Here is an 18624-nt window from a genome sequence, read left to right as displayed (position 1 = left end):
GTCGTGATGTCCTCACCCCGGTTGGTGGGGCCGGGAACGCGTCCCGGCCCCACCATGCGGATTGTCTGTGTGGGTCAGAAGCCGTCGATGCCAGAGGCCTTGGCCAGCTCCACGAACTGCTGCTGGGTCGCCTCGGCCGCCTGCTGCGGGGTCTTGACGTTGTTGATGACGTCCACGACGTTCATGAACAGGTCGGGGTTGGCCACCGCCTGTGCCTGCATCGAGCCCACCGAGTCGGACAGCGACGCGTGCACGTCGAGCAGCGCCTGCGGCACCGACGCGGGCGACTCGACGCCCGTCATCAGGGAGACGGTGTTCTGCTCCTCGACGAACGTCGGGTAGTACTCCGTCATCCAGAACGTGAGGAACTGGCGCGCGGCGGCCTCACGAGCGGCGTCGCCGGTCTTGAACGCGACGAGCGCGTTGGACTGGTCGGGGTGCGAGGTGGCGACGTTGCCCGAGGGCGAGATCGGGAAGTAGCCGATCGTCTCGTTCAGCGTGGCGGTGTCGGCCTTGGCCTGGAACTGGCCGAACAGCGCGTTGATCTGCACGGCCATGGCGGCCTCGCCGCTCAGCAGCGCGTCGCCCTGGTCCTCGAACGTGGCGGTGACGATGTCAGAGTTGAACAGGCCCTCGTCGATCAGGTCCTTGAACGTGGTGATCGCCTCGACGACCACGTCATCGGCGAACGACGCCTTGTTGGCGTTCAGGTCGTCGTAGAAGCCGTCGGCGGCAGCGTCCGCGAGCAGCACCTGCGGCCACCACTGCGTCGACCAGCCGTTGTTGCCCTGCTCGAAGAACGGCGTCACCCCGGTGGTCTCCTGGATGACCCGCCCCTTGGCGACCATGTCCTCGAAGCTGGTCGGCAGCTCGGTGATGCCGGCGTCGGCGAAGACCTTCTTGTTGTAGTAGACGCCCTGCACGCTGGGGCTCGTGACGAGCGCCGCGTAGCGGGTGTCGTTGAGGATGCCCGTGAGGTCCTGCAGGTCCGGGTCCATGTCCTCGATCCACGGCGCGTCGTCGAGCACCTGGAGGTTGTTCGCGGCGTTGAGGGCCGTGAGCATCGAGGCGGTCGGCTGCCAGAAGGCCAGGTCGGGCTTGTCGCCGGTGGCGACCTTGGTCTGGATGCCGTTCTCGTACGGGTCCGGGATCGTGACGATCTCGACCTTCGCGCCGGTGGCGTCCTCGAACGCCGCGACGACGCCCTCGGGGATCGTGTTGCTCGCCTGGGCTGCCCAGAGCGTGAGCTCCACGCCCTCCAGCGACGCGGTGGCCTCCGGCCAGGTGATGTCGCCCGTGTCCGCCGTGCCGCCCCCGGCGCCCGGGTCGCTGCACCCTGCCACCAGGAGCCCCGCTGCTGCCAGCGTGGCCGTGGTCATCAACAACCTCTTCATTGAAGCTCCTTGAACTGGGTCGACGTCCCGGAGGATGTCAGCCGTATCTGTGTGCGTTGTCTGCCTCTGCCGCTCCCGCGAGGGGGACGGCGCAGGTCAGGACTGTGGGCGGATGCGCAGCACCCGCGCGGTCCGTGTGGCGCTGGGCGTCACGTGCAGCACGCCGTCCGCGCGCGACCAGCGCGTGGCCCAGCTGCTGGTGGGGGGGAAGAGCGGCTCGACCTCGACGTCCCGGCCCGCGAGGTGCGCCAGCGGGAGGTCGATCTCCCCCGCCTCGTCGCCGCGCGCCCAGACCGTCAGGTACGTCGTGTCGTCGGTGGCCAGGCCCAGGGCCACCTCGGGGGCGTCCCATGCCGGGAGGCCGAGCGGCCACACGGGCAGCGACCGGGCCAGGTCCTCGCGGATGGCCTGGTGCGTGACCACGGCCTGCCGCACGGTGGCGAGCTGCTCGGACGTCATGAGGTCCAGGCGGCCGGAGAGGTAGAGGCGGCCGAGCATGCCGGTGGCGAGCGTGAAGAGGATCTCCTCGTCGCTCATGGCGGGCTGCGGGTACGCCCAGTTGCCGGCCTGCTCGGGCAGCAGCGACGCGGGGGCGGCGGCGGCCACCGGCGGGTACAGCAGCAGCTCCTGCTGGTCCGAGGTGGACTGCAGGTGCAGCCGGGTGAGCATCGCGTAGTCCATGCGCTGGGCGCCGGACGCGCAGTTCTCGATGACGAGGCCGGGGTGGCGCTCGAGCAGGCCCTCGAGCCACGTCAGGTGCGCGCGGTTGTGGGCGAGCAGGCCGGCGCCGAGGCTGGGGGCGTCGAGGTCGGTGCCCGGGCCGGCGGTGATGTTGTAGTCGAGCTTGAAGTACCGCACACCGAGGTCCAGCACCAGGCTGTCGACCACGCGGTCCAGGTGGGCGCGGGCCTCGGCGCTGCGCAGGTCCAGGTGGAAGCGGCCGTGCTCCACGACCCGGTGGCCCTCGCGCTGCAGGAACGCCGAGTCGGGCAGCCTGTCCGCCATCGGGCTGCGCACGCCGATGACCTCCGGCTCGAGCCACAGGCCGGGCGCCATGCCCGCCGCGCGGATGTGGTCGAGCACCGCCGCCAGGCCCCCGTCGGGGAACCGCACGGTGGACGGCTCCCACTCGCCGACGCTGTCCCACCAGTCGGTGAGCGAGTCGTCGTACCAGCCGGCGTCGACGCAGAAGTACTCGGCGCCCGCCGCGGCGGCCGCGTCGATCAGCGGCAGCAGCTTCGCGGTGGTCGGGTCGCCCATGAGGGTGTTCATGTAGTCGTTGAAGATGACCGGGAGGCCCTCGGGCTGGGGGCGCTCGGCGCGCAGCGCGCGACGGTGCTGGGTGAGCGCCTGCAGGGCGCCCTGCCAGCCGCCGCCGACGGCCACGGAGACGGGCACGGTGGTGAACGACTCCCCCGGCGCGATGGGCTGGGTCCACTGGTGCTCGGTGTCGCACGGGCCCATCAGCACCAGCGCCAACTCGCCCTCGCGGTCGCGCAGGCGCTCGCCCAGCTCGGCGTGCCAGGCGCCGTTGTGCTCGACCTGCCAGGCCCACGCGGAGCCGGTGGCGCGGTTCTCGAGCACGCCGGTGGGCATGCGCTCACTCGACGACCAGGTGCTGCGGCTGGTGATGCCGAGCGCCCCGCGCGCGTCCTGGTCCTGGTGCGAGGGCAGGCCCATCTGGACCAGGCCGCGCTGGCTGCGCACGGGCACCCGCTCCCAGCGGCTCTCGCCGAGCCAGTCGCCGTAGCCGGTGTGCAGGTCGACGTCGTCGATGCTGTCGCCCTCTGCGCTGAAGGCGCCGGTGGCGAGGGAGGTGACCGCGAGCAGGACCAGCGGGGCGGCGCCCTCGTTGACGACCTCGGTCCAGGTCTGGACGGCGGCGACGCCCTCGGCGGCGCGGAGCGTGGAGCGCACGCGCAGGCCGGTGGCCGGGTCGATCTGCTCGACGACGAGGCTGCGCCAGCCCGCCGACTGCTGCGTCGTGTGCGTGGCGTAGCGCAGGCGATCGCCGATGGCGGAGGCGGTGTGGCGCAGGTTGGCGCGCGCGTGGCCGTGGCCGAGGGCGAAGACCTCCACCAGGGGCTGCGCCGGGACGAGGGTGGGCTCTGCGCTCTGGGAGGGACCGGCCTGCAGGCTGGCGAGACGCACCGGGGCGTCGTCGTCAGAGACGAGCACAGCGCTGACGGCGCCAGTTCCCCAGTGCAGGATGGTCCGGTTCATCAGGGCCGAGCTCCTCATCGTCGAGTGGTCGCTGCCTGCGACGCACTCATGAAAGCGTTGATCAGAAACCTTGGCAAGCCCGTGCCATCACAGCCTGATAACGTTTTCATGACGAGAGATCACAGGCACCGGCCAACCTGCGGAAATGTGCGGGCGCGCGGAGTCACGAGCCCGCTCGGCGGGCCGTCCATCATGTGAGACGCGTCAGTCGAGGGGCGTCGGCGGAGGCGCGGCACTGCCCCGCAGCACGAGCTCGGGCACCGCCGTCGACCGCGCAGTCGACATCCCCGTCCGCATCAGATCGGACAGCATCCCGAAGGCACGCCGGCCCAGGCCCACGAAGTCCTGCGCCACGGTGGTCAGCGGAGGCGACCACATCGCCGCGAACGGCTCGTCGTCGAAGCCCACCACGCTCACCTCACCCGGCACCGCGCGCCCCGCGTCGGCGAACGCGCGCATCAGCCCGATCGCGAGCTGGTCATTGCCTGCGAGCACCGCGGTGACCTCCGGGTCCTGCGCCAGGAGCGCTCCCGCGTCGTAGCCGGATGACGGCTCCCACCCGGCGGCCAAGGGCTCCGGCACCGGCCTGCCCGCCGCCACGAGCGCCTCCCGCCAGCCGATCGTGCGGCCGACCTCCGGCCCCGTCGACGGGATCGCCACATGGTGCACCGTGCGGTGCCCCAGCCCCAGCAGGTAGTCCACCGCCTCGCCCGCGGCCGAGCGGTCGTCCAGCTCCGCATGCGGACGGGTGCGCTCCCCCGGCGTCGCCGAGGACACCGTCACCACGGGCACCGACGACGGCAGCGCGCGTGACGCCGCCAACGCCGCCGCGTCGAACTCCAGCACCACGGCGCCAGCCACGGCCTGCCCCAGCACCAGGCTCACCGCCGCGTCGACCACCACCGGGTCATCCGACTCCACCACCGTGATCACCACGAGGTACCCGGCAGCGCGCGCCGCCTCCTCGACCCCCTGCAATGTCGCCGCGTACCCGTATCGCATCGTGTTGCCGGCGAGCACCGAGATCATCGACTGGCGCCCGCTCACCAGCGCCCGGGCCGCCGCGTTCGGGCGGTAGCCGAGCGTCTCGATGGCCGCCATCACCTGCGCGCGCTTCGCGTCCGACACCGGTGTGGAACCCGTCAGCACCCGCGACACCGTCGGCACGGACACCCCCGCCACCCGAGCGACGTCGGCGATCACGGGGGGCTTGCGGCGGGCGGGCACTGTCACACGCGAACCTTAGCGAGGCGCCGCCTCAGGAGCCTCGCGGGAGGTCGGCCCAGATGTCCCGGGCGCCGACGCAGATGGCGTCGACGCCCGGGACGATCGGTCTCAGCGTGGCCGCGGGCCTCCCCCATGACCCGGCGGCGGCCCGTCGGCGCGGCCCTTCGGGAGCACCGTCAGCGCGTCCGAGCCTGTCGACGCGGCCACTGTCGCCGAGCCCAGGTAGGCGGCCGTGACGGTGTGCGAGCCCACTGGGAGGTCGCGTGGCAGGGGCACGATCGCCAGGCCGAGCCAGAGCGGGACCTCGCCGAGGAGCCGGTCGCCGATCTGGACTCGCACCCGGCCGGTGGCCTTCGGCGCCTGGCCCCCGCCAGCTGGCCGTGCGGCGCGCACGTGCACGGTCGCCAGTGCCGGTTGGCCGCTGCGCACGCGGTCGGGGAGGACGAGCACCGTCGTGGTCGAGGCCGCGGGCTGCGGCTCCACCGTGCCGGGCGGGAGCCGGATGAAGGTGATCGACTGCGCCGGGAAGTCGTAGGCGAACGCCTGTGCGACCCCCTCGACGGTCCGCGCCACCGGGATCACCCGATCGGGGTCGGCCATGGTGTTGCGGTCGCTGAGCGAGGCCGCCGTCATCTCGGTGACCGTCGCCGTCGAGGCCACGGGCGCCCCGTCGACGCGCACGTCCGAGCGGATCGTCTCGGGCGAGGAGTTCACCACCTTGAGGATCGTGTCCCCGGACTCCTGGTCGCGGGTGACGACGTGGTGCAGGTCCTCGTCGGTGGTGGTGTCGGTGAAGGTGGTGACCAGCGTCCCGTCGAGGTAGGTCCGCACCGTCGTGCCCGCGACCTCGATCTTCACGCGGTACGTGCGCCCGGTCTCGATGGTGGTGGTGCTGCCCGCCACCTCGACGGCCGCGCCACCGGTGGCCTGCTGGATCGCCGACCGGGTGTTGTTCCAGCCACCGAGGTTCCACCAGTAGTAGTGCCCGGAGTCCTGCACTCCGAACATCACCAGGAAGCCCTCGTCCCCGGCGATCTTCCGGGCGTCGAGCTCGAGGGTGTAGTCCGTCCAGGCCGCCGCCGGGCCGGTGCTGCGCGCGTCCTCCACGGCGACGTTCGTCTGCCGGTACTCGCCGTCGGTGACGGCCCAGATCCCGCCGGTGGGCGTCCACCCGGCCGCGTCTGACGCGAAGTCCTCGGAGTAGAGGACGTCGCCGGTGGCGGTGTCGGTCACCCGCAGGTTGTCGTAGGCGGCCTGCGTGCGCCATGTCGACAGGCCCACCCCGCCGCTGACCTCCGCCGGGCCGGAGCCGCCCGCACCGGTGAGGGTGCTGGACAGCACCTGGTCGCCCTGGTTCGTGGCGAACAGCTTCTGCACGTGATAGTTCGCCGAGCCGTACGCCCGGACGTTGTCGAACCAGATCGCGTCGGGCGACCACTGCACATAGTCCTCGTTGGCGAGCAGCGGCGCGTACGACGCGAGGTCGATGACGTCGGAGTTCCGCTCGATGCCCGTCATGAACGCGGCTTCCGCGAGCGCGTTGCGGAACGTGTTCCCGCGTGAGGCGTACTCGCCGATGAACACCTGCGGCCCGGCGCGGTCGTAGTCGTCGTAGCGGTGGGTGTTGGCGAGGAACCACTCCGGGGAGTTGTAGTAGTGCTCGTCTACCAGGTCGGCGCCCTGGTCGCGGGCGAAGTCCCACAGTTCCTCGAACCAGGCGCCCGCGGAGGTCTGGCCGGAGTTGGAGATGATCTTCATGTCCGGGTAGGCGGCCTTGAGCGCGTCGGCGAACTGCGGGTAGTAGTCGAGGAACTCGCGTTGCACCTCCTCGTTGCCCAGGCCCAGGTACTCGAGCCCGAACGGCTCGGGGTGGCCCAGTGACGCGCGCACCGCGCCCCATGCGGTGTCGACGCCGCCGTTGGCGAACTCGACGAGGTCGAGCGTGTCGTCGATCCACTCCTGGAGCTGCTCGGGGTCGCTGATCGGCGGCGGCCCGCCGCAGCCGTTGACGCCGACGGACACCACAGGCAGCGGCTCGGCGCCCAGGTCCTCGGCGAGCTGGAAGTACTCGAGGTAGCCGAGCCCGTAGGACTGGTTGTAGCCCCAGAAGTTGTAGTTGGCAGGCCGCTCCTCCACCGGGCCGATGGTCTCCTTCCAGCGGTAGGTGCGGCGACGGTCGTAATTCGGCGCCTCATACGGGTCGAAGGTGCCGACGTTGGTCACGCAGCCGCCGGGGAATCGCACGAACTGCGGATTCATGTCCTCGATGAGCTCGGCGAGGTCCTTGCGCAGGCCGTTCTCCCGGCCCCGGAAGGTGTCGACGGGGAACAGCGACACCATGTCGAGGCGCACCGTCCCCGTGCCGTCGGCCAGCACGGCGAGGCGACCCGCGTCGGTGGTGGCCGTGGCGGTGATCTCAGCGGTGACCTTCGTCCAGGTGTCGGAGGCGGCGACAACCTGCGCCTCGCCGAGCACCTGGGTTCCGGCCACGTCCTCGATCCGGACGGTCAGCGGCCGGTCGTGGTCGGCGGTGCGCCGCACGAATGCGGAGAACCGGTAGGCCTTGCCCTGTTCGACGTGCACGCCGGAGTTGTAGCCCGCGTTGCGGACCCCGACCCCGGCGCCTGTGCCCGCGCCCGGCGCCGTGAGGTCCATCTGCAGGTAGACGCGGTTGTCCTCATTGAGCCGCTCGGTGTCGTCGATCGTGCGCACCGTCCCGGCGGCGCCGCCTCGTTGCACCGTCTGCCAGGAGGTCAGCGGCGTGTACGAGGCGTTGTCGGCGGTGGAGTACTCGAAGGACCGGTTCTGCACCAGCTCGGCGTACAGGCCACCGTCGGCCGCCCGGTTGATGTCCTCGTAGAAGACCCCGTACAGGTCGTCGCTCATGTCGAGGGTCGGCCCGGTCGCGTCCACAGTGAGTCCCGCGCGCTCGGCGCGGATCGCCTCGAACGTGAGCTTCACGGCCTGGTCGCGGCCGCCGACGACGAGCGCGCCGTCCGGCCCCACGCCCACGTGGGCGGGCTCGGGCCCGACGACCTCGAGGACGAGGCGCCCACCTCCGGCGTCCAGGAAGCGCAGATCGGCGGGTGTCGCGCCCGCCGCGCCCATCACCAGCGCGCCGTCGGCCACTACCACCGGCCGAGGCGCGCCCGTGCCGCCCGACGCCCCATCCGAGGCGGCGAGCCGCACCACGCCGTCGGCGGCCGTCCCGGTCACCGTCAGCCCCGTCACCGTCGTCCCGCGGCTCGCCGCGAGGGCCAGCCCGTGCCCGTCAGTGACCACGAGGTTCCGCAGGTCACCGGGTCCATGGAGCGTGACCTCCCCCGACGGGACCACCGGCTCCCCCTCGGGCGCCACCAGCGCGAACCAGTCGAAGACCCCCTGGTGCCGGGTGCCGTCCTGCGCGGCCAGCGCGTACAGGCCGATCTGCGCCACCGGGAACGATGCCTCCACGGTGGCGGCCGTCGCCCAGGCGCCGTCAGCCCAGTAGCTCGTGGTGATCGTGTCCCCCACGCGCTCGAGCCGCAGGATCTCCGAGGTGGAGCCCGGCCGCGCGGTGAATGACGACGAGTACATGGCCGCCGTCTCGAAGCCGTTCTCGACCACCACCGGCCCGCCCGCGGCGAAGCCCACGTGGGACAGCCCGGCCCGCACGTAGTTGTCCTGGTCCTGCCAGGCGATCAGCCCGGCGCCTTGGAAGTCCTTCACCACCGGGGCCGTGACCTGCGTGATCGCGGTGAAGTCACCCGCCGGGACGTCCACCAGCACGATGTTGCGGGCCGTGTTGATGGTCTGCCAGGTGTCCCCGGCCAGCGAGGTGAGGGTCAGCGCGCCGGGGTTCGAGGTGAGCGACAGCGCGTCGGGCTCCTCGTCGTGCACGGACCAGTCGGTCCCGAGCGTGGTCGCGGAGAAGTCGTCCACCCAGGCGCCGGCGGGTATGACGCCGCTGGGCGGGGCCTCGGCGGCGCGCATGGCGCCGGGCTGCTGGCCCTGGGCGCGCGCGCCACCGCCGGCCGCCGCGGCGTCGAGGCCGAGCGTGAGGGCGAGGACGGTGGCCGCAGTGGCGGCCGTGAGGGTGAACGCCGATCGGGACAACGCTGTCCGGACCGGACGGGAGTCGGTTCTTGGCATGATCATCGTGCTCCAACCACTCGGCGAGGGTGTTCCTGGAGCCCAGAGATGGGCCGGTGCGGGAGGTCCTCCTTCCGTCGGCGGCTACATCGATGGAGAGCCTGCGCGGGGGAGGTCGCACTCCCCCGCGCGGGTGTCCGCGCTAGGTGCGGCGACGGATGATCAGGAGCCGCTGGAGGACCACGAAGACCAGCAGCAGCGCGCCGATCACGATCTTGGTCCACCACGAGCTGAGGGTGCCCTCGAAGCTGATGATGGTCTGGATGGTGCCGAGCACCAGCACGCCCAGCAGCGAGCCGATGACGAACCCCGAGCCGCCGGTGAGCAGCGTCCCGCCGATCACCACCGCCGAGATCGCGTCCAGCTCGACGCCCACCCCGGTGAGGGCGTAGCCGGACAGCGAGTACATCGCGAAGATCAGCCCGCCGATGGCCGAGCAGACCCCGCTGACCACGTACACCAGCACCTGGGTGCGCGCCACGGGCAGCCCCATGAGCTCGGCGGAGCCCTGGTTCCCGCCGATGGCGTACACCGTGCGGCCGAACCGGGTGGCGTGCAGCACCCACGCCGCGATGGCCACGATCACCAGCGCCACGATGACGCTCGGGGAGATGAACGCGTACAGCGTGCGCCCGTCGAACGCCGTGCCGGTGGGCCACAGCCGGATGCGGCTCTGCGACAGGGACACGAAGAACGGGTCGGTGATGGACAGCGAGTTGGGGCTCACCACGAAGCACAGCCCGCGGGCCAGGAACATGGCGGCCAGCGTCGCGATGAACGGCTGCACCTCGAAGACCCGGATGAACAGCCCCACGCCGACCCCGAACACGCAGCCCAGCAGCAGCACCGCCGCGATCACCGGCCCTGGCGCCCACCCGGCGATGAGCAGCCGCGCGGTGACCATCGTGGACAGGGCCATGACCGCGCCCATGGACAGGTCGATGCCGCCGGTGAGGATCACGAACGTCATGCCCACCGCGAGCACGATGAGGAACGCGTTGTCGATGAACAGGTTGAGGATCGTCTGGCTGTCGAGGAACCCGGTGTACCGGGTGGAGCCGATGACGAACACGAGGACGAGGGTCACCAGCGTCGCGAGCACCGACCCGTAGCGGGCCAGCGGCGACGTCCCGCGCATGCGCGACGTGCGGGTGGTGGCGCCGGCCTGCACCTCGGTGGCGGCCATCACGCCACCACCTCGACGGCCTCGCCGTGCTCCTGCGCGACGGCTCTGCGTCGGGCCCGGAACTTCCGTTGCACCACAGGCGACTGGAGCAGGCACACCAGGATCACCACGACGGCCTTGAACACGAGGTTGACCTCCGGGGCGATGCCGAGCGAGATCACCGTGATGCGCAGCGTCTCGATGATGAACGCCCCGATCAGGGTGCCGGTGAGCGAGAACTTGCCGCCCATGAGCGAGGTCCCGCCGATGACCACGGCGAGGATCGCGTCGAGCTCGATCCACAGGCCGTTGTTATTCGCGTCGGCGGCTGTCACGTTCGAGCTGATGAGGATCCCGGCGATCGCCGCGCACAGGGCGCTGAAGACGTAAACCGTCCAGATGATGCTGCGGGCGCGCACCCCGGCGAGTCGGCTGGCCTCGGGGTTGATGCCCACAGACTCGACCAGCGTGCCGAGTGCCGTGCGCCGCGTCAGCAGCGCCGTGGCCGCCAGCACCACCCCGGCGATGATCGCCGAGACCGGCAGCGTCAGCAGGAAGCCAGCCCCGATCGACTTGTACAACGGGCTGTTCACCGTGGTGATCTGCCCGCCGGTGACGAGCATCGCGATGCCGCGCCCCGCGGTCATGAGGATCAGCGTGGCGATGATCGGCTGGATGCCCACCACCGACACCAGGAACCCGTTCCACGCCCCGAGCACCAGGCACACGAGGAGCGCGGTGCCGATGGCGATCAGCACCGTCGACGCCGAGCCCGGGGTGGGCGACGCGGCGATCTGCGTGCACGCCACGGCGCCCGCGATGGCCACGAGCGCCCCCACGGACAGGTCGATGCCGCGCGTGGCGATGACCAGCGTCATGCCGATGGCCACCAGCAGGATCGGCGAGGTGTTGCGCAGGATGTCGATGAGCGACCCGTACAGGTGCCCATCCTGCATGCGGACGCCCAGGAACCCGGGCCGCGCCACCACGTTGACCGCCAGCAGCGCCACCAGCGCCACGAGCGGCCAGAACACCTTCGACCGGGTGAGGCTGCGCATCACTCCTGCCCTCCGCTCGCGATGAGCTCGAGGACGTCACGCGCGGTGACGTCCGGGCCGTTGGCGATCTCGGCGACCTTGCGGCGGTCGCGCAGCACCGCGATGCGGTGGCTGAGCCGCAGCACCTCGTCGAGCTCTGCGGAGATGAACACCACCGACATGCCCTGCGTCGCGAGGTCGTGCACGAGCTTCTGGATCTCGGCCTTGGCGCCCACGTCGATGCCGCGGGGGGGCTCGTCGAGGATCAACAGCCGAGGGGCTGTGGCGAGCCAGCGGGCCAGCAGCACCTTCTGCTGGTTCCCGCCGGAGAGGTTCCGCACCAGGGCCTCGGGGTTGGCGGGCCGGATGCCGAGCGCCTCGATGTAGTGCGACGTCAGCTCGTCCTGGGTGCGCTGCGGCACCCGGCGGGCCCAGCCGCGCGCCGCCTGCAGCCCGAGCACGATGTTCTCCCGCACCGTGAGGTCCTCCACGAGCCCCTCGGCTTTGCGGTTCTCGGAGGAGAACGCGATGCGCTCGGCGATGGCCGCGCGGGGGTTGCGCAGCCGCGCGGGCGCCCCGTCGACCTCCAACGTGCCGGTGTCGGCGTGGTCCGCGCCGTATAGCAGCCGTGCCATCTCGCTGCGGCCCGATCCCAGCAGGCCCGCCAGCCCCACCACCTCGCCGGGGTACACGTCCAGGTCGAAGGCCTCGATGGACCCGCGCCGGCCCAGCCCGATGGCCCGCAGGAACGGGGTCGGGGCGGTGTCCGCGCCCGCTGGCGCCGCGGACTCGTCACGGGCCTCGGTGTCCTGCGCGATGTCCTCGAGCACCGCGAGCTCGCGGCCGATCATCATCGAGACCAGCTCGATCCGCGTCATCTCGCCGGTGCGGCGCTCCCCCACCCGGGCGCCGTTGCGCAGCACGGTGATCCGGTCGGCGATCTCGTCGACCTGCTCGAGGAAGTGGGTCACGAAAAGGATCGCGACCCCGTCCTCGCGCAGGCCGCGCATGACGCGGAACAGCTCGGCGACCTCGTCGGCGTCGAGGCTCGACGTGGGCTCGTCGAGGATGAGCACCCGGGCGTCCACCTGCATGGCGCGGGCGATGGCCACGAGCTGCTGCACCGCGATCGAGTGCGCCGACAGCGGGGACGCGGGGTCGATGTCCACGTTCAAGCGGCCCAGCACCTCCGCGGCCTGGCGGCGCATGCCGCGCCAGTCGATCCCGCCGGCCCGGCGCGGCTCGCGGCCGAGCATGATGTTCTCCGCCACGGTCAGGTTGGGGCAGAGGTTCACCTCTTGGTAGACGGTGCTGATGCCCAGGTCCTGCGCCTGCGCCGGGCCGTGGATCGCGACCGGCCGCCCGGCGACGCGGATCTCGCCCGCGTCCGGTGGGCGCACCCCGGTGAGCGCCTTGATCAAGGTGGACTTGCCGGCGCCGTTCTCGCCGAGCAGCGCGTGCACCTCCCCCGCGTACAGCGTGAGGTCCACGTCGTGCAGCGCCCGGACGCCCGGGAACTCCACCCCGATGCCGGTCATCTGCACCACCGCCTCGGGTGGCCGCTCGGTGAGCCCGAGCCCGGAGTCGGGCGGGGTGGCGGGGTCGTCCATATCGCGGGTGCCTTCCGGTGGGCGCGGATCTGGGTGCGCGGCCGCGGGCCGGGGGCAGGGCCCGTGCGGGATCGGCCGGAGGGGATCCGGTCGGGCCCGCACGAGCCCTCCCATCCCAGGCGCCCGTGGCGCGCGGGACGGCGATCAGTACTGGCGCGTGGGCAGGGCCTCGATGGCCTGCTCCTGCGTGAACGTGGTCTCCTCGGTGATGATGCGCGGCTCGACGTCCTCGCCGGCGAGCACCGACTGGGTGATCTCCATGAGCTGCGGGCCGAGCAGCGGCGAGCACTCGACGATGAAGTTGATCTTCCCGTCGGCCAGTGCCTGCATCCCGTCCTTCACGGCGTCGACGGTGACGATCTTGATGTCCTGGCCAGGCACCTTGCCGGCCGCCTCGATCGCCTCGATGGCGCCCAGGCCCATGTCGTCGTTGTGCGCGTAGACCAGGTCGATGTCGGGGTGCTGCTGGAGGAACGCCTCCATGACCTTCTTGCCGCCGTCACGCGTGAAGTCGCCGGTCTGCGAGGCGATGACCGTGAAGTTGGGCGAGCCGGCCAAGACCTCCTCGAACCCCTCCTTGCGGTCGATCGCGGGGGCGGAGCCGGTGGTGCCCTGCAGCTCCACGATGTTGGTGGGCTCCGTGCCGAACTCCTGGACGACCCACTCGCCGGCCTTCTTCCCCTCCTCGACGAAGTCGGAGCCGAGGAACGTCACGTACAGCGACGTGTCCTCGGAGTCGACGGCGCGGTCGGTGAGGATCACCGGGATGCCCGCGTCCTGGGCCTCCTTGAGCACGGTGTCCCAGCCGGTCTCCACCACGGGCGAGAAGGCGATCACGTCGACCTTCTGCTGGATGTAGGAGCGGATGGCCTTGATCTGGTTCTCCTGCTTCTGCTGCGCGTCGGAGAACTTCAGCTCGATGCCGGCCTCCTCGGCGGCGTCCTGGATGGACTTCGTGTTCGCGGTGCGCCATCCGCTCTCGGCGCCGACCTGCGCGAAGCCCATGACGATCTGTTCGTCGCCGCCCCCGCCGCCCGTCGATTCCGAACCGGAGTCCGAGTCGTTGGCGCATGCCGTGAGCCCGAGGGCCAGGACTGCCGCGGCGCCTGCCGCCAGGGCGCGCCGCGCGTGCTTGCTGACCATGCTTCTCCTCCTTGAGTCGCACCGGTGCGGGTCCCCATCGACCCAGAGTTCGATGTTAACGCTCACATCCGACAAGTGGGGCAATCAGGAGATTACGGATCGATAACGAGGGCGGCCGCGCAGGTCAGCCCTGGTTCGGCGCACGGCGTCACCCGGCCCCCAGGCGGAGCGCAGGCGCCGCTCGGCGCCCCGGGTCACCTGGGGAGGCCGATCGCGACGATCCGGGAGCCGCGGCCCCACCCGACAGCCCTGAAAGCCACCTCGCCGCGACATTAACGTGTGCCTTCGCCCACATTCGCGAATGGCTGATGAAAGGCACCGGCCGAGCCCGAGAAGTCGCCGCGATGGCAGAAGTGTCGGCCTTTCTCCGCGCCGCCGAAAACGCCCGCCGGACATCGGGTGGCCATCAGGCGGAGCACCCCGCCGTGGCCCCGCGAGCCGACTGCGAAAGCCCTGGCAGCACCCGCTCGACGCGCGCTCCCGCAGCACCGCGGGTACGTTCGCTCGATGTCTCCGGCTCGAATACCCCCACCCGCAGCCGCTGAGGAGGTACCCGCACCACCCCCGCGACTGCGCGTCGTCGACCTGCTCAGATTCGTCGCCGCGGCCGCCGTCGTCCTTTTCCATTTCACGGCCCGCGACCACGGGAGATGGGCGGGCGGGCTTCCGTCAGAGGTATTCCCCCACGCGTCCGCGATCACTCGGTACGGATATCTCGGGGTTCATCTCTTCTTCGTGATCAGCGGATTCGTGATCCTCATGTCGGCCTGGAATCGCCCCGTAGGGTCATTCGTGGCCTCGCGCGTCAGCAGGCTCTACCCGGCGTTCTGGGCCGCGGTGCTCCTCACCGCGTCGCTGCGTTTCCTGTGGCCGGGCTTCGAGGCGCGCTCCCCTGCCGAGGTGCTGGTCAACCTCACGATGTTGCAGGATCCGCTGGGGGTGCCACGCGTCGACGGGGTCTACTGGACGTTGTGGGTGGAGCTGCAGTTCTACCTGCTCATCTGCCTCTTCATCCGCGTCGGCCTGACCGAGCGCCGGGTGCTGGCCCTCGCCGCGGCGGCGCCCGTGGTCACGGCCCCCCTCACCCTGCTCTCCCCCCATCTGACAGGTAGGTGGACGCTGGTCGAGTGGCTCCCGTTGTTCTGCGCGGGCATGGTGATCTGCCTGATCTACCGCAGTGGCTCGAGCCGTGCGCGGTGGTCGGTGCTCGCACTGAACGTCGTCGCCGCCATGCTGACGTCGGCTGCCACGACGCCGGGCGCGATCGACGCCGTCTCCTCGGGCACGTCGACATCGCCCGCCTGGGTGGCGGGCGGCGTCGTGCTCTGCGTCGCCCTGGTCCTGCTGGCGACGCTGGCCCCGCGGGTCCGCGACGTGGACTGGCGCGGCCTCACCCTCCTCGGCCTCGTCACCTATCCCCTGTACCTGACGCATGAGTACCTCGGGTGGGCCGCGATCGAGGTGCTCTCACCGCGTCTGGGACGGAACTGGGCCCTGTTGCTGGCCATCGCCGCATGCGTGGCCGTCGCCGTGATGCTGCACCTCGTGGCGGAACGCCCGGTGCAGCGGCCCCTGCGCCAGCGCCTCGAGCGCCTGCTGGGCCCGCCATCGCCTGCGCGCACGGCGCCGCGCGAGGCGCCGACGCAGCGGCCAGCAACCGAGACGGCGCGCCAGCGGGTGTCGGCGGGGGCCTGAGGCACGACACAAGGCAGGGCGCCGAGTGCGGCGCCCTGCCTTGTGTCCTTACCCATGTCAGCCGAGTCGGCCGTGTCCAGCGATCAGCCGGACGTCAGCCGCTGGCGGCCCCTGCGCGTCAGCGACTGGCGCCCACCGGCTCGCCCTCGACCGGCGCCACCTTCGGCGCCTTCGCCTTCGCCGACCGGTCATCCGGGGCAGTAGACGCGCGGCGCTTGTTGTAGACGTCGAATGCGACGGCGAGCAGCAGCACCAGGCCCTTGACCATCTGCTGGATGGACTGGTCCACGCCCAGCAGCTGCATGCCGTTGCTCATGACGGCCATGACCAGGCCACCGACCATGGCGCCCATCACGGTGCCCACGCCGCCGGTGACGGCCGCGCCGCCGATGAAGCCGGCCGCGATCGCGTCGAGCTCGAACATGTTGCCCGCCGCGGGCTGCGCGCCGTTGGACCGCGAGGAGTAGACGACGCCGGCCATCGAGGCCAGGAAGCCCATGTTGACGAAGATCCAGAAGTTGACCCGCTTGACCTTCACACCGGAGAGCTGCGCGGCGTTGAGGTTGCCGCCGATCGCGTAGACGTGCCGGCCGAAGACGGTGCGCGTGGTGATGACCGTGTAGATCATGATGAGCGCGCCCAGGATGACCAGCACGATCGGCAGGCCACGGCTGCGCGAGAGCTGGAACGCGAACGCCATGACCAGGGCCCCGATGAGCACCAGGCGCAGCACGAACAGCGGCATGCTCTCCACGGCCTGCTGGTAGGCGATGCGCCCACGGCGCGAGCGGTAGGCGCTGAACGCGTAGCCGCCGACGCCGATCGCCGCGACGACCAGTGTGAACACGTCAAACCCTTGGCCGCCCAGGAACCCGTTGAGGAACCCGCCGGCGATGACCTTGTACTGGTCCGGGAACGGCGACAGCGAGATGTTGTCGAGCACCTCGAGCGTCATGCCGCGGAACAGGAGCATGCCGGCCAGCGTGACGATGAACGCCGGGATGCCCACGTAGGCGACCCAGAAGCCCTGCCACGCCCCGACGGCGAGGCCCACGGCCAGCGCGGCGAGCACGCCCACCCACCACGGCTGCCCGCCGCGGATGACCAGCACGGCGGACACGGCGCCGGTCAGCGCCACCACCGAGCCCACCGACAGGTCGATGTGGCCGCCGATGATGACGATGACCATGCCGATCGCAAGGATCAGGATGTAGGAGTACTGCAGGACGATGTTCGTCAGGTTGCCCGGGTTCAGGAGCACGCCGTCGGTGAGGATCGCGAACAGGCCGACGATGGCCGCGAACGCGATGAAGATGCCGGACTGCCGCAGGTTCCTCGTGAACATCTGCTGCAGGGATGCCAATGCGTTCATCGGACGTGGTCCCTTTCCTTCGTCATGAGCTCCATGAGGCTCTCCTGGGTGGCCTCGGAGCTGGGCAGCACACCGGTGATGCGCCCTGCGGAGAGCGTGTAGATGCGGTCGCAGATGCCGAGCAGCTCGGGCAGCTCGGAGGAGATGACGATGACTGCCTTCCCCTCGTCCGCGAGGCGGTTGATGATCGTGTAGATCTCGTACTTCGCGCCGACGTCGATGCCGCGCGTGGGCTCGTCGAGGATCAGCACGTCAGGGTCGGTGTGGATCCACTTGCTCAGGACGACCTTCTGCTGGTTGCCGCCCGACAACTTGCCCGCGAGGGCCATGACCGTGGGCGCCTTGATGTTCATCTCGCGCCGGTAGTCCTCGGCGACCTTGACCTCTTCGTTGCCGTTGACCCAGCCGCCCTGGGACAGCTTGTCCAGGCTCGCGGCGGACACGTTCCGGCGGATGTCCTCGATGAGGTTGAGGCCGTACTTCTTGCGGTCCTCGGTGGCGTACGCGATGCCGTGCCCGATGGCCTCGCTGACCGTGCGGGTGCGGATCTCCTTGCCGCGCAGGAAGACCTTCCCGCTGATGTCGCGGCCGTAGCTGCGCCCGAACAGGCTCATCGCGAGCTCGGTGCGCCCGGCGCCCATGAGGCCCGCGATGCCGACGATCTCGCCTGCGCGCACGTTCAAGCTGGCGCCATCCACCACGACACGGCCCGGCTGGGTCGGGTGGTGCACGGTCCAGTCCTCGACGCGCAGCACCTCGTCGCCCACGTTCGCGACGTGGTCGGGGTAGCGCTGGTCGAGCTCGCGGCCGACCATCCCCTTGATGATCCGCTCCTGCGTGACGCCGCCGCCGCGCATGTCCAGCGTCTCGATCGTGCGGCCGTCGCGGATGATCGTGGTCGAGTCCGCGATGGACGCGATCTCCCCGAGCTTGTGGGAGATCATGATCGACGTGATGCCCTGCTCCTGGAGCTGGCGCAGCAGGCCGAGCAGGTGCTCGGAGTCGGAGTCGTTGAGCGCGGCCGTGGGCTCGTCCAAGATCAGCAGCTTGACGCGCTTGGACAGCGCCTTGGCGATCTCGACGAGCTGCTGCTTGCCGACGCCGAGCTGGCCGACGGGCGTCACGGGGAGCTCGTCGAGGCCGACCCGCGCGAGCAGCGCGGCAGCGTCGGAGTTGGCCTTGTTCCAGTCGATGAGGCCGCGTGCGGAGCGCTCGTTGCCGAGGAAGATGTTCTCGGCGACGGAGAGGAAGGGCACCAGGGCGAGCTCCTGGTGGATGATGACGATCCCCTTGTCCTCGGAGTCGTTGATCGAGCCGAACTCGACCTTCTCCCCGTCGAACACGATGTCGCCGTCGTAGGTGCCTGCGGGGTACACGCCGGACAGCACCTTCATCAAGGTGGACTTGCCGGCCCCGTTCTCGCCGCAGATGGCGTGGATCTCGCCGCGCTCGACGTTGAGGGTGACGTCCTGCAGGGCCTTGACCCCGGGGAACGTCTTGGTGATGGAGTGCATCTCAAGAATGTGGTCGCTCATGCGGCCTCGACCGTCCTAGCTCGTGCGGAGTGGGGACCTCGCGGGCGGGCCGGGTGCACGGAGTTCCGTGCCCCCGACCCGCCTGCGGGACG

At 70.8% G+C, this 18624-nt stretch carries 11 protein-coding genes; 1 reads left to right on the top strand and 10 read right to left on the bottom strand.

The window, feature by feature from the left end; translation table 11 throughout:
* Window positions 1-74: 74 nt before the first annotated feature.
* From BN3788_RS02275 to BN3788_RS02240, 8 genes are all read right to left on the bottom strand, one after another.
* The gene (locus BN3788_RS02275; protein ID WP_066582259.1) at window positions 75-1394 is read right to left on the bottom strand and encodes an ABC transporter substrate-binding protein; all 1320 of its coding nucleotides are present in this window, start codon (window positions 1392-1394) and stop codon (window positions 75-77) included.
* 96 nt (window positions 1395-1490) lie between these two features.
* Window positions 1491-3617, bottom strand: a complete 2127-nt coding sequence (locus BN3788_RS02270; RefSeq protein WP_261797898.1) for a glycoside hydrolase family 36 protein — start codon at window positions 3615-3617, stop codon at window positions 1491-1493.
* Window positions 3618-3821: 204 nt separating this feature from the next.
* Window positions 3822-4850 carry a LacI family DNA-binding transcriptional regulator gene (locus BN3788_RS02265; protein ID WP_187138348.1) on the bottom strand — a complete coding sequence of 343 codons (1029 nt, stop codon included), beginning with the start codon at window positions 4848-4850 and terminating at the stop codon, window positions 3822-3824.
* A gap of 102 nt (window positions 4851-4952) precedes the next feature.
* Window positions 4953-8975 (bottom strand): alpha-L-arabinofuranosidase C-terminal domain-containing protein, encoded by a 4023-nt coding sequence (locus BN3788_RS18445; RefSeq protein WP_147525030.1) that lies wholly within the window; start codon window positions 8973-8975, stop codon window positions 4953-4955.
* A 142-nt stretch (window positions 8976-9117) separates the two neighbouring features.
* Window positions 9118-10161, bottom strand: a complete 1044-nt coding sequence (gene yjfF / locus BN3788_RS02255) for a galactofuranose ABC transporter, permease protein YjfF (protein WP_199824727.1) — start codon at window positions 10159-10161, stop codon at window positions 9118-9120.
* Entirely contained in the window at window positions 10161-11198 is a 1038-nt protein-coding gene (locus BN3788_RS02250) for an ABC transporter permease (RefSeq protein ID WP_066582258.1), read from the bottom strand. The genes yjfF and BN3788_RS02250 overlap by 1 nt, the downstream gene beginning before the upstream one ends.
* Window positions 11198-12787 (bottom strand): sugar ABC transporter ATP-binding protein, encoded by a 1590-nt coding sequence (locus BN3788_RS02245; protein WP_082812504.1) that lies wholly within the window; start codon window positions 12785-12787, stop codon window positions 11198-11200. Before BN3788_RS02245 ends, BN3788_RS02250 begins: the two co-directional genes overlap by 1 nt.
* A gap of 144 nt (window positions 12788-12931) precedes the next feature.
* Window positions 12932-13930 (bottom strand): ABC transporter substrate-binding protein, encoded by a 999-nt coding sequence (locus BN3788_RS02240; protein WP_066582257.1) that lies wholly within the window; start codon window positions 13928-13930, stop codon window positions 12932-12934.
* Between the two features lie 507 nt (window positions 13931-14437).
* Between BN3788_RS02240 and BN3788_RS02235 the strand changes: the two genes are divergently transcribed.
* Window positions 14438-15625 carry an acyltransferase family protein gene (locus BN3788_RS02235; protein ID WP_082812503.1) on the top strand — a complete coding sequence of 396 codons (1188 nt, stop codon included), beginning with the start codon at window positions 14438-14440 and terminating at the stop codon, window positions 15623-15625.
* Window positions 15626-15743: 118 nt separating this feature from the next.
* Here the strand turns inward: BN3788_RS02235 and mmsB are convergent, their stop codons facing one another.
* Window positions 15744-16997 carry a multiple monosaccharide ABC transporter permease gene (gene mmsB / locus BN3788_RS02230; RefSeq protein ID WP_082812502.1) on the bottom strand — a complete coding sequence of 418 codons (1254 nt, stop codon included), beginning with the start codon at window positions 16995-16997 and terminating at the stop codon, window positions 15744-15746.
* The gene (gene mmsA / locus BN3788_RS02225; protein WP_066582255.1) at window positions 16994-18532 is read right to left on the bottom strand and encodes a multiple monosaccharide ABC transporter ATP-binding protein; all 1539 of its coding nucleotides are present in this window, start codon (window positions 18530-18532) and stop codon (window positions 16994-16996) included. Before mmsA ends, mmsB begins: the two co-directional genes overlap by 4 nt.
* Window positions 18533-18624 lie beyond the last annotated feature (92 nt).

Source organism: Cellulomonas timonensis (assembly GCF_900046455.1).
Lineage (GTDB): Bacteria > Actinomycetota > Actinomycetes > Actinomycetales > Cellulomonadaceae > Cellulomonas_A > Cellulomonas_A timonensis.
Note: the sequence above shows the minus strand (reverse complement) of the source record. Positions and strands in the feature narration are given on the sequence as shown.